Raw genomic sequence first — 14,946 nt, 5'->3', positions numbered from 1 at the left:
TAGATTAAAAAAATTAAACATGAACTCAGAACTTCAGGAGGATTAAAATGAGTTATCGCATCTGTTCACTTTATTTTTCAGCAACAACTACCACAGACAAAGTTGTTCACGAATTTATTTCAACATTAAAAAAAGAGTTGGAAATATCTGAGCACACAGACTATGATTTCACTCTACCCCATGCAAGAAAAACAATGCCCGAATTTAACGAAAATGATATCGTAGTAGTTGGAGTACCTACTTATGCCGGACGTGTTCCAAACTTACTTCTGCCATATCTAAACCAAATAAATGCAAAAGGTGCACTGGGAGTTTCAATCGTACTATATGGTAATCGAAACTTTGACGATTCACTTATAGAACTTACTGAGTTGATGACAAATGGCGGAATGAAAGTTGTCGGCTCCGGTGCATTTATCGGAGAACACTCTTTCTCCACAACACTTGGCGCAAAACGCCCTGACGAAAGCGATATGAAAATTGTCAGAGAATTTGCAACCTGCGTAGCTCAAAAAATTAAGACAAATAACTTATCAGAATCAAAGCCAAAGGGTGAAAGCCCTATAAGACCTTATTTCACACCACAAGACCGTCATGGAAATAAAATTAACTTTGTAAAAATAAAACCTATGACAAATCTTAAAGCTTGTATAAACTGTAAAATTTGTGCTAAATCTTGCCCACTTGGTTCAATAGACTTCGAAGATGTGTCACAAGTTCCGGGAAAGTGCATGAAGTGTTGTGCCTGTGTTAAAAAATGTCCTACCGGAGCAAAATATTTTTCAGATGAAGGATATTTATTCCATCAAAGAGAACTTGAAGAAATCTATGAAAGACGTAGCGAGCCAGTTTATTTTTTATAAAAATTTCTGACTTATCCTAATTGGAAAAGTCTTTTAACTATAAAAGGAGTTAAAATGAAAAAATTATTAATTCTATCTGTACTTACATTTCTTTTAGTAGGTTGTTCAAAACAAATGTCAGATCCAACTTATTCAAACTTAGTTGACGACAAAATGATTGAGTCCATTTCTGAAAAACTTGTTGCAAATGGAGTTTCATCATCACAAGTTGAAATTTTTAAAAAGCAGCTTTCAAATTTTTATGACACTGTAGGAACCGAAAATATGGTATCAGATTTTGAATCTATAAAAGAGCCAACATATGACCCATATACTTTACAAGATAAATGGTTATCTAAAAATAACTATGTTGGATATAATTGCAGAATAACCTCCTACACTCTATATAAAGATTTATTCCAAGGAAATGGGTTCGATGAAAATTCCACATCTCATCTCTTATTTGACTACGAAACTTTAAATCATGATAAGTTTTCACAAGACGATATAAATAAATTCAACACTTTATTCCAAAGTTTTGACACTGAAAACGCCAAAGATTTGAAAGTTCATAAAGAGAATATCAAAAATGGTTTTAAAAAATATGGTTTTAAATTTGCCGACTCGAATATAAAATTAGTTTCAGTTTATTTGCACGACCAAGTAATAAAACCCGACACTGATATTTTATTTGTAGGGCACACAGGTATATTAATCGAAGAAAAAGACGAATTATTATTTATTGAAAAACTAGCTTTTTCAGAACCTTATCAAGTTGTAAAATTTAGTGACTTAAATCAACTTGCAGAGTATTTATTAAATAAATATGATTTTTCTGACGGCCAACCTGAAGCACGACCTATAATAACTTTAAATGACAGTTTTCTAAATTAATAATTCATAAAAAATGAGCCTTGCATTGCAGGGCTCTAAATATTTTAATCTTCTTTAGCTTCTCTATTTATTGTTTCTAACTCTTTTTCATGCTCTATTTTAACTCTCTTAACTTCTTCAGCCGGAATATCTATTGTAACTTTTTCAATTTTGCCTATTTCAACAGGCCCACCAATTATATATTCTATTCCGTTTGTGAAATCAGCAAAAATTTCAAGCTCTCCATTTGGATTTTTAATTATTGCTTCAAAATCAGGATCTTCTTTTGCATTTAACACATATGCTGCCGCTATAGAGCCTGAAGCACATGAACCCTCTCTAACCAAAGTTTCAGCAGATGGTACATTAACATAAGGAACTATTTCTTTCTTCTCTACATTTAAGAAAATAACTCCATATGCATCAGAACTAAATTCAAATTTTAACACGTTCAAAGCTTTTTGAACAAACTCAGGGTCTTCTCCTCTTTCCGCAACCAAGTGAATTATGCCGGAGAACACAACCGCCTTAAATGTATCTTCATCAATTTTAACATCTACAATTTCTTTAGGTTTTTCAACTTTAACATATGCAGATTGTTCTTGTTGATTTACTATTACATTAACAGGGCCTTCAGTTCCGGAAACATACACTTCTATTTGCACATCTCCTTCACTTTCATAAAAACTTGCTGAATAAAGTCCGTACGCTCTCGTTGCATTACCGCAAAATTCTCCGCCCATCATATCCATTCTAAGTGGTGCTCCATCATAACTTGGACTGATAAATCCCACTTGTTCAACTGAAGGGTCTCTCTTTATAATTTCCTTTGCATAAGCTCTTCTATATCCCGGATATACAGGAGTTATTACATATCCGGTTATATTGCCGGCCGGATTTGCTCTAAAATATTCAAATGATTTTTTCATAACAACCTCTCTTTTCTTTAGACTTCTACCCAAGACCGTACTAATTTACACTACTTTTTTGCCTATTATTTCAAGAACCTTCTCAATTTCTTCATATGTATTAAAAGTGGATAAAGACATTCTTACCATGCCCCTGCTTGCTGTTCCAAGAGCCTTATGATGAAGAGGTGCACAATGTATCCCCGCCCTTGTCATCACTCCGTTATATGCTAAGTACTCGGAAATTTCTTCTGAGGCGAAGCCTTTTACATTAAATGATACAATTGGCGCTCTCGTACTTTCAAAATTATGATAGAATTCAATTTTTTCAAACTTCTTAAGTCCAGTATATAGATACTGTATCTTATCATTTAACTCTCTCTCTATATCTTTAATGCCCTTAGAGTTCACATACTCAACCCCGGATTTCAAACCGGCTATCGAGTGTATATTTCTCGTTCCGGTTTCAAAAATATCAGGGATTACTTCCGGTTGTCTTTCGTTAAAAGAATCAAACCCACTTCCCCCACTAAACACTTGTGTCGGCTTCCTATCCGTCAAAATTACCATTCCGCCTGTGCCTTGAGGCCCATATAGAGATTTATGCCCTGTAAAACAATATACCATTTCCGGCAATTCTCCATTCAAGTTCACTTCAATACAGCCCGCCGATTGAGCCCCGTCTACTATTAAAAATAAATTATGCTTTTTACAAAATTCATATATGAACTCAATATCTGTAACTATCCCCGATACATTTGAAGCATGACTTATAACCACAGCTTGTGTGTCAGGTTTTAAAAGTTTTTCAAAGTCTTCATAAATCAACTTCCCATCAGAATTCAACCTGACATATGATACATCATCTACATAATCAAACAATGGTCTTAAAACTGAATTGTGTTCATTTTGAGTAGTTATGACATGTTTATCAGATTTCAAATAGGCTCTTATGGCTATATTCAATGACGCCGTTATATTTTCTGTAAATACCACTCTCATTGAGTCTTCTATTGAAAACAACTTTGCCACTGCTAATCTTGTGTCGAGAACCAAGCCTAAGGAATTCATTGAGTATGGATAAAATCCTCTTGATGGATTAGAAAATTCCCCACTTGCAATTGTATGATACACCGCTTCGGCAACTTCCTTTGGTTTGTGCATGGTAGTTGCCGCGTTGTCAAAATATATTCTATTCAAAGATTTCATATTTAATCCCATTCTCTTTCAAAATTTCTTCTACTTCTTCTAAATGGTCTTCAACTCTTAAGCATAGACCACAACCCGCATCGATTTTAGTAGGAAGCGGAATCAATCTAACTCCGCTTAAATCTATTAACCTGTCTGCAGTCATAGCATGCCCCGAACTTTCAAAAGTCACATACTTTAACATGGTTTTACTGTTTTATATTTTAATTGTAATTCGCAAATTCTGTACATATTAGTTGCTGTTCCAATTTTTAATTTTTCTTTTAATCCGTAGTTTTCCAAACATAGCCCGCAAGATAATATTTCAGTTCCCTTTTGCTCTAAAACTTTCAAGTCTTCCACTGTCTTTTCGTTTATAGTAGTGATTTCAACACCTTTGTTGTAGCACACAACATACTTTGGAACTCTATCTTGTTCAGTTAGCGCATATACAAACCCATTTAAAAGAGTCTTTGAGAAAGATTCTTCTCCCCCGCCTAGCTCATTAGATGAAAACACAACTATAAATTCATCATTATTTTCTTCCATATCCATTATAGAACAAGCCCCTGCCTGTCTAACTAAGTTAACTTCATACTCTGTATTAGAAATTTTTTTCACGCTTGCAGCAAACCCAAGTTGCTCACCCATCTTAGAAAGATTTTCAGTAGCTATTTCATTATCTACCCTAACTAAAACTTCATTTAAGTTTTCTTCAACAATTGCCTTCTTAGTCATTATAACCGGTCTTGGACAAGCATGTCCCATTGCATTAATTTCTTTCATTTCTCTACCTCACATAAATTTTATAATCTCGTTTTTCTACTACATTTCCAATTTTTGAAGCGTCTATTCTATTTTCTATAAGCTTATCGAATAGTTCGTCAACATCTTTCGATGAAACACTTATGAGTAGTCCTCCCGAAGTCTGAGGATCAAACAAAACTTCTTCCATTGCAAAATCGTTTACTTCAAAATTTACATTCTTACTATACGCTCTTCTGTTTCTCTGCCCGCCGGCAGTGAATAAAAAGTCTTCGGCCGCCTTTTTAGCCCCACTTAAAAATTTTATATCTTTTGAATTTAAAACCGCAGAATATTTTTCCATCATTTCAGATAGATGACCAAGCAAACTAAATCCTGTAACATCAGTAAGAGCATGAACATCATAATTTTTTAAGACATCAAAAGATTCTTTATTCAGTCTTACCATGCTTGCCACAGCTTTTTCATAATCTTCTTGCTTAACTTCTCCTATACTGTAGCCACTCATGAGTAACGAGACGCCAAGTGGTTTAGTTAGTATAAGTACATCTCCGGACTCAGGAGTGTTGTTTCTATAAAACTTATTCAGATTTACACTTCCAAGAACACTCAAACCGTATTTTATTTTTGCATCATGAATGGAATGTCCACCCGTCAAAGTGCACTCAGCCTCTTTACAAACCTCTGCCCCTCCTCGTAAAATTTCTTCTAAAATCCCCAAGTCTTCACCCTCAGGAAAACAAACTAAGTTCATGGCGCTAATCGGTTCAGCTCCCATTGCATATAGATCAGAAAGCGCATTTGCCGCAGCTATTTTGCCGAATAGATATGGATCTTCCACCATTGGAGGAAAAAAATCTACCGAAGTAACTACACCAATGTCATCTGTTACCTTTATGATGGCAGCATCCTCATTTCCATCAAAACCAACTACCACATCATTTCTTTTGTGAATTTGTAAACTCTTTAAAATTCCGGTTAAGTCTCCTGCTCCAATTTTAGCATTGCAACCACCACATACATCAAGTTTCATAAAATCCCTCCGATTATTTAATTTTATCACAATTTTTGATTTTGGTTAAATAAATAACTAAAATCCTTTAAATGAGATTATAATCTCTTGTTTTTATATGTTTTATTAAAAGTCTCTTCATGATAACCTTTTATAATTTTATTATTGGTGCTACCATATAAATGGAGGTGTATCAATGAAAAAAATATTTTTATTAATTATTTTAAGTACTATATTCTTGTTGACTTCTTGTACAAATTCTAAAAATAAGAATATAAATCTTGAAAACTTAACTCATGATGTAACTTATATTCGTACAAATACTAAAAATCTTAAACTCATAGAAAAGAAAAAACTTCAAAATGGATACCATTTGAAATCTGAAAAATATACAAACTTATCAGAACTGTCCAATGATTTAGAAATAAGTTTTATCAACTCAACTTATTTTTCTAATCAAGAATATTCTGCAAAATACTTTCAAGATGGCGTACTCTCTCAAATAGTTGTATTCCCTTCAAATATGGTTTTTGATTCTCTTATAAATTCTTTTGATTTTAAAGTTAGTGATCCACCTTTTCTTTCTATTGAATGGGTCAATAATCCTATTCAAAAAGGCATACCTAAGGAACTGATGGGTAATTTTAGTATTGAAGAAGAATATAAAATAGCCAACACTACTGTCTATATAATCAAATCCGGTTCAGAAGAGGCGCCTATATATCTTGGAGTTTTTAAATTTGATAATAAGGCATATACTATAAACAACGTAAAATCTATTGCCGAATTGAAAAATATTATAGATAGTTTTGAATTTTAATAATTATGTTATATTGCGAGATGTATTGACATCTCGTTTTAAATTACAAAAAGACACCTTGTCTCCAAAGTGTCTTAAGCTGCTTTTATGTTATTTATAATATCTCTGTAGATATGTTGTATCTTATAGATAAAACCTTTTTGTAAAACTCTATCTTTTACTATTACATCTTGTTTTAAAATCTCTTCTCCATCCATAGTGTAAGTAATTTTACCCACAACTTCACCAGCCGGAATTGGAGCTAAAAGACCTTCTTTTAGCGTTACAGTTTTTTTAATCTCACTTTTCCCGTCCCAAAGCACATTGCCCGTAGATTTTTCAAATACATTTACTTCCCCTGTCTCCGAATTTTCTACTTTTAACTTTGCTACAGGTTCTTCAAGATTTCCTATCACTGTGTATCTATATTTCTCCAGTCCGCCACCAACTAATTTCTTTGCAGCTACATATCTAGCCCAGTCGCTTGGAGCTCCTGTTATAATTCCTATTAACCTTGTGTCTAAACTCTTTCCTTCCCCCTTTTTTAGGGCTGTTGCCATAAGACATCTGCCTGCTGCATTTGTGTATCCTGTCTTTAATCCATCTACACCTCTTACAACCCCTAAAATCGGATTGGTATTATATTCTTCAAAGTTTCTCTCAGGCTCAATTATCGATTCTATTGAAGTGTACTTCAATGCCTCAGGATAATCATTTATAAAATGTCTCGCCAATATAAACATTTCTCTTGTGGTCATCTTATTATATGTTTCATTTGAATAATCTGTAAGCCCTGTTGGATTTACCATCTCGGCATGTTTAAGTCCAAGATCTTTACACTTTTCATTCATTTCATTTACAAATTCTTCTTTCGACCCGTATATATGTTTCCCAAGAGATGTTATCGCATCATTTCCTGAAACTACTAATGCCGCTTTTATCAAGTCCTTCACCGCCACTATGTCTCCCTCTTTCAACTTGTACGTTGAACCTGTAAGTCTTGCCGCCTCGGAATCGATAGTAACTTTATCTTCCATAGAAATTTTATTTGCCTTTATCGCATCAAATACAACATAAACTCCAACTATTTTAGACATTGATGCCATCGCTCTAACTTCATCTATATTATATGATTCAAGTATTTTCCCGCTTTTATAGTCCCCTAAAATATATGAGCCGGTTAAACTTTCCAAAGGTCGTTCTTCTAAACTCTTTATCTTGTCAGCTTCTGCCTGTGTTGCCTTCTGAACACCTTTTTTAGTTGGGACTAAAATATTTTGATTTCTAATCTCTTTAATTTCTGTCTCTACATTGGATTCCCTTTTTTCAGGAGTTTTAACTTCAGAATTAGCATATACTAAGTTTTCACCAAGTAAGACTAAAGAAAGAAGAAAAATTGTCAGTTTCTTCATATTTCACCTCTCAAATATTTTATCAGAGTTTTCAAAACATATAAAACTTTTTATAAGATTGTTTTATATAAATTCTCTCTCTTCGATTTTTAAATATGAATAAGCTTTTCTAAGTTGCTCTTCAGCCTCTCGATTATTTAAAAACTTCGGACTGTGAGCATCATATCCTATTGCAAATTTAGGCCCTATTTCTGACATTGTCTTAAATACTTTTTTGTATGGATAATAGTTAGTTTCCTCTCCGTCAACTATCCCTTTTGATATTAAAAAGCCTTTTAAATTCAACTCCACATAAACACAATTTTCTTTTGCCGCTATTGCGATCTCCCTAATAGCTTTATCACATTCTTTGGAATAAGTTTCTCTTGCCCTCATAAAATAATCCGGGTGTGCTAAATATTTAAAATACCCTGTGCTAAGCCCTTTGCACACAATTTCAGCCATCTTTCTAACTTCATAATCAGTTGCACTATCATGTAGATATAAATCAGTTCTCTCAAGAGAGTGTTGACCTAAAATCAAATAGTCAACTCTCTCTGATGTCTCTTTTATATAACTGTCCATATCTTTAAAATATTCTGTTTCATATCCTAATTTTATTTTTATTTCGGGATATTTACTCCCTAATTCTCTTACAATTTTTTCATATTCAACTTTTTCCGCCATTGTAGGCCTTTCATGTGGATCTATCCAATCTTCAAAAGGCAAGTGTTCGCTAAAACCCAAAACTTTAAATTGCGATTCAATTGCAGACTTAACATATTCTTCTTCTCTTCCAACCCCATGTCCACATCTATATGTATGTGTATGGTAATTATACTCTTGCATCTTATCACCTGATGTATATTATATCACTCAATAAAAAATTCGCCTCATTATGAGGCAAATTAATTAAATGCTCTTTTTTATTTCTATCTGTAAATCTCTTTTATAAATATCTTTTATTTTCTATATATTCTTTGGTTATCTTCTCAACAGATATAATGAAGTTTGAATTCCAATAAAATTTAATTTATTTTTTGCGTAAATATTTACTGATCTCAACTGTCTATATAAAAAATATCCAAGCATAAAAGCTTGGATAGATTTATAATATTTTTCCAAAGAAGTCTTTAGTTCTCTCTTCTTGCGGATTATTAAATATTTCTTCCGGAGTATTTTGTTCTACAATATATCCTCCGTCCATAAATATTACTTTGTCTGCAACTTCTTTAGCAAATCCCATCTCGTGAGTTACTATGACCATTGTCATACCATCCTCAGCCAGAGTTTTCATTACATCTAATACTTCCCCTACCATTTCAGGATCAAGTGCTGATGTAGGTTCATCAAAAAGCATAACTTCAGGCTCCATAGCAAGCGCTCTGACAATTGCAATACGTTGTTTTTGTCCACCTGATAGAGATTTTGGATAGCTGTTCTTTTTATCTTCTAATCCAAATCTTTTTAGAAGTACCAAAGCTTTTTCCTCTGCCTCAACTTTATTCATGCCCTTTACATTTATTGGTGCCAAAGTTATATTTTCTAAAATAGTCATATGTGGAAACAAATTAAATTGCTGAAAAACCATTCCCATTTTTTCACGCACATGGTCTATATTCACACCTTTTTGATTAATTTTTTCTCCATCCACTATTACATCACCCTCATCCGGAACTTCTAATAGATTTAAACATCTCAAAAATGTAGACTTTCCTGATCCGGATGGTCCGATAACTACAAGCACTTCCCCTTTATCTATTTCTTGGTCTATTCCCTTTAAAACTTCTAAATTGCCAAATCTCTTTTTAAGTCCTAGCGTCTTAATCATTTGCCATCCTCCTTTCAATTCTATTCATTGCTTTTGAAAGTGTAAATGTCATTATGAAATAGCATATTGCAGCGTATATCATAGGCCTTATAGGTTGGTAAGTTGAAGCTTTAATTGCATTTGCTCTATAAATTATATCCGGCATTCCAACCATTAAGACTATGGCAGTTTCTTTTATCAAGGCTACAAATTCATTCCCTAAAGCCGGCAAAATTGTCTTAAAGGCCTGCGGCAATATAATTTTTCTCATCGTTTGTCTTTGAGTAAGACCTAAACAACGACCGGCTTCAAATTGACCCTTATCTACAGATAATATTCCACCTCTTATTAACTCAGCTATATAAGCTCCGGCGTTCATAACTATCGCCAATGTACACAAAAATATTGCATTTGTAAAAAAAGCATTTGTGTCTTGTAAATATACTTTAAGACCAAAAAACACGATAAGTAATTGGACCATAAGTGGTGTTCCTCTTATTACTTCCACATAAGTTGTACCTATCGATCTCAAAACTTTGTTGTTACTAAGTTTTAACCAGGAAATTAAAAAGCCAAGTAAGGTTCCAAACACTACTCCCAATATTGAAAAGAGCAGTGTCATCCCCGTACCGGCTAAATAGGATTGCCAGTATTTACCAATAAATTCTAATTCCTTTTGTATCATCTCATTCACCCGCAGTTTGTGAATATTGGTCTATCCACGCTTCGATTTTACCTTCTGCCTTTAGTTTATCTATGACCTTGTTGATTTCTTCAACAAGTGCAGTATTTCCCTTTTTAACTGCTGCTGAATAACCGGGTTCATTAGGTGCTCCAATATCTACCGTAGCTAACCCTTCTTGCATAGAAGCAAATTTCTCAGCAACTATTTTTGCTGCAAATACAACATCATAAGTTTTATTTTTAAGTTCCATTACAACTGCATTATTATCTTGAATAGATTTAACTTCAGAATCCTTAAAGTTTTCTTTTGCATAAGATTCTTGAACAGTTCCAAATTGTGTTCCAATTGTAAGCCCCTTTAAATCTTCAACCGACTTATATTTCTCAACGTCTTCTGTCCTTACAAGTAAAACTTGACCTTGTTCATTGTACGGAATTGAAAAATCTACTGCTTCTTCACGTTCCGGAGTAGACGCCATACCTGACATTACAAAATCCATTTCTCCTACATTAAGAGCGGCAATAAGACCATCAAAAGACATATCTTTTATTTGTAACTCAACACCTAAATCTTCAGCTACTGCTTTAGCAATTTCTATATCAATTCCAACTATCTCATCTTTTCCATTTTCTATGTTGTGGAATTCATAAGGCGGATAGTCTGCACTTGTTCCAAGAATAATAGTGCCACTTTCTTTTATCTTGGCTAAAGAATCTTCAGCCTTAGTTTCTTTTTTATCTCCTGAACATGCAACTAAACCCATTAGCAATACTCCCATTGCTATAATTGATACTAACTTTTTCATTTTTCTTTCCCCCATTAATTTTTATTTACATAAGTTATATCTCCCAAAAAATTAATCGGTTCTCATGGGTTTGGAAAAGTTTAAGGTTATTTTCCATGTTCTCTTGCAGCTTTCTAAGTAACCCAAGATTAAGGCCCCCTTTTTTTAAAAATTTAAAATATTATATTAAAATTTTAAAAAAATTTCAAGTATTAAAATATGAATAACTATTGGTATAGAAATTTCCATAGGTTTATATTAAAATCTAAGTTATGAAAACAATTTTTATAATAAGCTCTAAATCTAGAAATGAGTATGCAGATTTAAAAAAGGAAATAATAAGCATATATTCTAAAGCTGATTTGGAGTTTGAAATATATACAACTGGAAATGAAGATAGTATAAAGGAAATAACTCGCAAGTATTCGGATAAAGAGTGTATCATCTATGTGTGCGGCGGAGATGGAAGTTTAAATGAAGCTGCATCAGAGCTTGTGAATAAAAAAGCTGCACTTGGCTTAATTCCACTTGGCACTGCAAATGATTTTTCAAAAAATTTTGATTACTCTAAATTTTCATTAGACGATACTCTAAATCCCGTTGTCAAAACTTGCGACATAATTCAGCTAAATGATATGTTTTGTATAAATATATTAAGCTTTGGACTTGATACAATAGCTTTGTCAAATACATATAAAGTTCTTGAAAAATTTCCATTTTTAAAAGCAAAAGCATATCCTTTCGGAATACTCAGATCTATTTTTAAGCCTTTTGCTTTACACTTAGATATTGAATTGAATTTAAGGGATGGAAAAATATATAAAGCTGATGATTTATTTACTCTTGGAGCTGTTTGCAATGGCAGTTATTATGGCGATGGTTTCAATCCTTCTCCAAACTCAAGAGTAGATGACGGAATTTTAGAAGTTGTTTTAGTAAAAAAATTAAACCTAATAAATATTTTAAAAATACTCCCTTCTTATAAAAAGGGACTACATTTAAAATATCCTCAAATAGATATTTTGGAAGTTGAGTCGGGTACTATTAAAAGCAACGATACTATACTATCTAATATAAATGGTGAAATTTTTGAAACTAAACAAATTGATTTTAAAATTTTAAAATCTGCAATTAAATTCGCATACTTGGGAGGACTTTAATTTTGAAAAAAGTACTTATAACCGGTGGCGCTAAGGGAATTGGCAAAGCAGTATCTGAAAAACTATTTGCAGATGGCTACCAAGTTTTAATCAACTACAATAGCAGTAAAGACGCTGCCGAGGCATTGGCAAAAAACCTCAACACAAAAGCTTACCAAGCTGATGTTTCAAATTATAATGAAGTTAAAACTATGATTGATAAAATAAAATCCGACTTCGGAAATATAGATGTCTTGATAAACAACGCCGGAATTTCTGTGGTATCTCTATTTCAAGATTTAGAAGTTGCAAAATGGAAAGAGCTATTTAACGTCAATGTAGGCGGATGTTTTAATACTATTCAATGTGTCCTTCCCGATATGATATCAAATAAACGAGGAGTAATCTTAAACGTATCTTCTATTTGGGGTTCTCATGGCGCATCTTGTGAGGTTGCTTACTCTGCAACTAAAGGCGCAATAGAATCTTTGACAAAATCCTTGGCACTTGAATTGGCACCTTCCAATATAAGAGTAAATGCCATTGCTCCCGGAACTGTGAATACTGAAATGATGAAATGCTACACAGATGAAGATTTAAAATACATCTGTGAGAATATACCTATGATGAGAATGGCGGAACCAACTGAAATAGCTGAGTTAGTATCATTCTTAATCTCTGATAAAAACTCATATATGACAGGTCAAATAATTTCAACAAATGGCGGTATGGGTGTCTAAATTGATTTACTATCTATTCTTTTGAAAGGAGGATATATGAACTACATTCAAAATTATATTTCACCTATCGGAGAAATGTTTATGTTTAGTGACGGAGAGAATTTAATAAATTTATCTTATGTCAACGCAAAATACTATCAAGAACTCCATAAATCAAATGCTATAAAAAATAACCTTCCAATTTTTGAGACCACTAAATCTTGGCTGGATATTTATTTTAATGGTGGAATCCCAAACTTTACACCCTCTATCAAGCTAAAAGGCACTGACTTTAGAATGAAAGTCTGGAAACTTTTAATGGATATTCCATACGGAACTACAACAACTTACGGTGAAATAGCTAAAAAAATATCTTCACAAAATAATTTAAAACAAATGTCAGCTCAAGCTGTTGGCGGAGCAATAGGTCACAATCCGATTTCAATTATAATTCCTTGTCACAGAGTTATAGGGAGCGACGGATGTATGACAGGATATGCCGGTGGTATCGACAAAAAAATTAAACTACTTAAAATTGAAGGTGCTTATAAAGATAATTTCTCCCTTCCAAAAATATAAGAGCAGATATCAAATTAGATATCTGCCTTTTTAATCTATATATTTTTTTAAATTTTCAGTGTCTGTTTTGCCGCCATTTTCAATTACAACTGTCTTGGCACCTTTCCCCTTAGCCTCTATTTCTCCATCTATAGAAAAAGATTTTACAAACCCTCCGTCCAAGTGGTAACTTACTACATCTGAACCATTTGTCTCAATATTTCCCTTTACAATCAGTTCTTCAATCTCTCCGCCTTCTTTTACACTTATTCCATCGGCGAATAAATTCATTATCACACCCTTTACAAGAGTTTCTCCTGAGCTACCTTTTGTCGTAACATCTTTTTTAATTACTATCTTGCCAACCGGTTTGCTAAATTGCATTCCTATTGAGCCATCTCCAACAGTCTTTATAGAATCAAAATAAGCTTCTTTTATAGTTCCATCATATTGATTGAATCCTCTCGCCCCAAGACCATAAGTTTCAATTGAATCATTTGTTTCAAAATATTCTACTTCTCCAAAATTTACAAACCCTATTCCACTCGGTCCATAACTTTTTATTTTATCATTTACAATCCATCTAGAAACTTTTCCCCAAACGTCAAGCCCCATATCATTTACACCATAAGTTTCAACAGTTCCGTTCGAAATTATCTCTTCGGCATAAGCTCCATTTAATATAAAAATACCGCCGGTGATTAAGTTTGGTTGTCCAAAAGGAATCATACCATTTGAAAAAATGTCTTCAGTGACTAATTTCTTTACCAAAACCTTTCCACCGTCATCGTTGAATCCGGAAATAAATATACCGCTGCCTATTGCCGGAGCATTTTCTCTTCCTATAGAAACGCCTTCGATACTCACTTCAATATCACTGTCTTTATTAGAATTGTAATTATAAATAGTCAAGGCCCCTTGATATACATTCACGCCATATTTTTGGGGCTTTTCACTAAATCTTCTTGCATCAGCGCTGACTATATCCATATTTTTTATGTTTAACTTTAAATTTTTATTACTACCTCTTGTCATCAATTGAACAACCCCGGTTATAGTTGTGTCTTCTATATTTATAGTTCCCAAGTTCTCATCTTGTGAATTTAAATATATCGCTCTATTTTCAGGTTTAGTTTGTATTGATATATTCTTTATTTCATTGTCACCTTCCAAAGAAATACCCTCTGTGTTGATAAAGCTTAGAAAAATCTTTTCTCCTCTGCCTATTAATTTCGTACCTTTTTTGACCTTTATAGTATCAGGAGATGAAATCGAATTTAAAATTTCTATTTCTTTCCCTTCAGTTTCTAGAGCTTTTTGTAATTCTAATAGATTTGTTACTCTCATACTATTCCTCTTTTCTAAAATCTAAAATTCATTCACAAATGGCACTATTTATCTTTCAACTGTCTAAGTGAACTTTTTATTTATACCCAAATTTTAAAATATATTCATCAAGCTGTTTAATAAGTA

The 14,946-nt window shown here is 33.0% G+C and carries 17 protein-coding genes; 6 read left to right on the top strand and 11 right to left on the bottom strand.

The window, feature by feature from the left end:
• Nucleotides 1–47: 47 nt before the first annotated feature.
• Nucleotides 48–863 (top strand): EFR1 family ferrodoxin, encoded by an 816-nt coding sequence (locus SOR77_RS02060; protein ID WP_004820285.1) that lies wholly within the window; start codon nucleotides 48–50, stop codon nucleotides 861–863.
• 54 nt (nucleotides 864–917) lie between these two features.
• Nucleotides 918–1,736: a DUF4300 family protein gene (locus SOR77_RS02055; RefSeq protein WP_320635541.1), complete on the top strand. Its 819-nt coding sequence runs from the start codon at nucleotides 918–920 to the stop codon at nucleotides 1,734–1,736.
• Between the two features lie 44 nt (nucleotides 1,737–1,780).
• Here the strand turns inward: SOR77_RS02055 and SOR77_RS02050 are convergent, their stop codons facing one another.
• Genes SOR77_RS02050 through selD form a run of 5 tightly spaced genes read right to left on the bottom strand, consistent with a single transcriptional unit; the run spans nucleotide 1,781 to nucleotide 5,609 of the window.
• A complete protein-coding gene (locus SOR77_RS02050; RefSeq protein WP_040552254.1) occupies nucleotides 1,781–2,644 on the bottom strand; it encodes a hypothetical protein in 864 nt (287 codons plus the stop codon).
• A 45-nt stretch (nucleotides 2,645–2,689) separates the two neighbouring features.
• Entirely contained in the window at nucleotides 2,690–3,832 is a 1,143-nt protein-coding gene (locus tag SOR77_RS02045; RefSeq protein WP_320635540.1) for an aminotransferase class V-fold PLP-dependent enzyme, read from the bottom strand.
• Entirely contained in the window at nucleotides 3,816–4,016 is a 201-nt protein-coding gene (locus SOR77_RS02040) for a DUF3343 domain-containing protein (RefSeq protein WP_320635539.1), read from the bottom strand. The genes SOR77_RS02045 and SOR77_RS02040 overlap by 17 nt, the downstream gene beginning before the upstream one ends.
• Complete coding sequence (gene yedF / locus SOR77_RS02035) at nucleotides 4,010–4,597, bottom strand: sulfurtransferase-like selenium metabolism protein YedF (protein ID WP_320635538.1); 588 nt, start codon at nucleotides 4,595–4,597, stop codon at nucleotides 4,010–4,012. The genes SOR77_RS02040 and yedF overlap by 7 nt, the downstream gene beginning before the upstream one ends.
• A 4-nt stretch (nucleotides 4,598–4,601) precedes the next feature.
• Nucleotides 4,602–5,609 carry a selenide, water dikinase SelD gene (gene selD, locus SOR77_RS02030; RefSeq protein ID WP_320635537.1) on the bottom strand — a complete coding sequence of 336 codons (1,008 nt, stop codon included), beginning with the start codon at nucleotides 5,607–5,609 and terminating at the stop codon, nucleotides 4,602–4,604.
• A 175-nt stretch (nucleotides 5,610–5,784) separates the two neighbouring features.
• Between selD and SOR77_RS02025 the strand changes: the two genes are divergently transcribed.
• Nucleotides 5,785–6,408 carry a hypothetical protein gene (locus tag SOR77_RS02025; protein WP_320635536.1) on the top strand — a complete coding sequence of 208 codons (624 nt, stop codon included), beginning with the start codon at nucleotides 5,785–5,787 and terminating at the stop codon, nucleotides 6,406–6,408.
• Nucleotides 6,409–6,482: 74 nt separating this feature from the next.
• Here SOR77_RS02025 and SOR77_RS02020 read toward each other — a convergent pair whose 3' ends face one another.
• From SOR77_RS02020 to SOR77_RS02000, 5 genes are all read right to left on the bottom strand, one after another.
• Nucleotides 6,483–7,799, bottom strand: coding sequence for a D-alanyl-D-alanine carboxypeptidase family protein (locus tag SOR77_RS02020; RefSeq protein ID WP_320635535.1), 1,317 nt, complete (start codon nucleotides 7,797–7,799; stop codon nucleotides 6,483–6,485).
• Nucleotides 7,800–7,862: 63 nt separating this feature from the next.
• Nucleotides 7,863–8,627 carry a PHP domain-containing protein gene (locus tag SOR77_RS02015; protein WP_320635534.1) on the bottom strand — a complete coding sequence of 255 codons (765 nt, stop codon included), beginning with the start codon at nucleotides 8,625–8,627 and terminating at the stop codon, nucleotides 7,863–7,865.
• A 259-nt stretch (nucleotides 8,628–8,886) separates the two neighbouring features.
• Nucleotides 8,887–9,609, bottom strand: a complete 723-nt coding sequence (locus SOR77_RS02010) for an amino acid ABC transporter ATP-binding protein (protein ID WP_004820261.1) — start codon at nucleotides 9,607–9,609, stop codon at nucleotides 8,887–8,889.
• Nucleotides 9,602–10,273 carry an amino acid ABC transporter permease gene (locus SOR77_RS02005; protein WP_320635533.1) on the bottom strand — a complete coding sequence of 224 codons (672 nt, stop codon included), beginning with the start codon at nucleotides 10,271–10,273 and terminating at the stop codon, nucleotides 9,602–9,604. The genes SOR77_RS02010 and SOR77_RS02005 overlap by 8 nt, the downstream gene beginning before the upstream one ends.
• 1 nt (nucleotide 10,274) lies before the next feature.
• Nucleotides 10,275–11,078 carry a transporter substrate-binding domain-containing protein gene (locus tag SOR77_RS02000; RefSeq protein WP_320635532.1) on the bottom strand — a complete coding sequence of 268 codons (804 nt, stop codon included), beginning with the start codon at nucleotides 11,076–11,078 and terminating at the stop codon, nucleotides 10,275–10,277.
• Nucleotides 11,079–11,329: 251 nt separating this feature from the next.
• On the opposite strand from SOR77_RS02000, the gene SOR77_RS01995 reads away from it, so the two are divergent.
• Genes SOR77_RS01995 through SOR77_RS01985 form a run of 3 tightly spaced genes read left to right on the top strand, consistent with a single transcriptional unit; the run spans nucleotide 11,330 to nucleotide 13,494 of the window.
• Nucleotides 11,330–12,217, top strand: a complete 888-nt coding sequence (locus tag SOR77_RS01995) for a diacylglycerol/lipid kinase family protein (RefSeq protein ID WP_320635531.1) — start codon at nucleotides 11,330–11,332, stop codon at nucleotides 12,215–12,217.
• 2 nt (nucleotides 12,218–12,219) lie between these two features.
• A complete protein-coding gene (gene ymfI, locus SOR77_RS01990) occupies nucleotides 12,220–12,936 on the top strand; it encodes an elongation factor P 5-aminopentanone reductase (RefSeq protein WP_320635530.1) in 717 nt (238 codons plus the stop codon).
• Between the two features lie 36 nt (nucleotides 12,937–12,972).
• Nucleotides 12,973–13,494: a methylated-DNA--[protein]-cysteine S-methyltransferase gene (locus tag SOR77_RS01985; RefSeq protein ID WP_320635529.1), complete on the top strand. Its 522-nt coding sequence runs from the start codon at nucleotides 12,973–12,975 to the stop codon at nucleotides 13,492–13,494.
• Nucleotides 13,495–13,524: 30 nt separating this feature from the next.
• Here SOR77_RS01985 and SOR77_RS01980 read toward each other — a convergent pair whose 3' ends face one another.
• Complete coding sequence (locus SOR77_RS01980; protein WP_320635528.1) at nucleotides 13,525–14,820, bottom strand: hypothetical protein; 1,296 nt, start codon at nucleotides 14,818–14,820, stop codon at nucleotides 13,525–13,527.
• Nucleotides 14,821–14,946 lie beyond the last annotated feature (126 nt).

The sequence above is a fragment of the Peptoniphilus sp. genome, from assembly GCF_034090345.1.
Lineage (GTDB): Bacteria > Bacillota > Clostridia > Tissierellales > Peptoniphilaceae > Peptoniphilus.
Note: the sequence above shows the minus strand (reverse complement) of the source record. Positions and strands in the feature narration are given on the sequence as shown.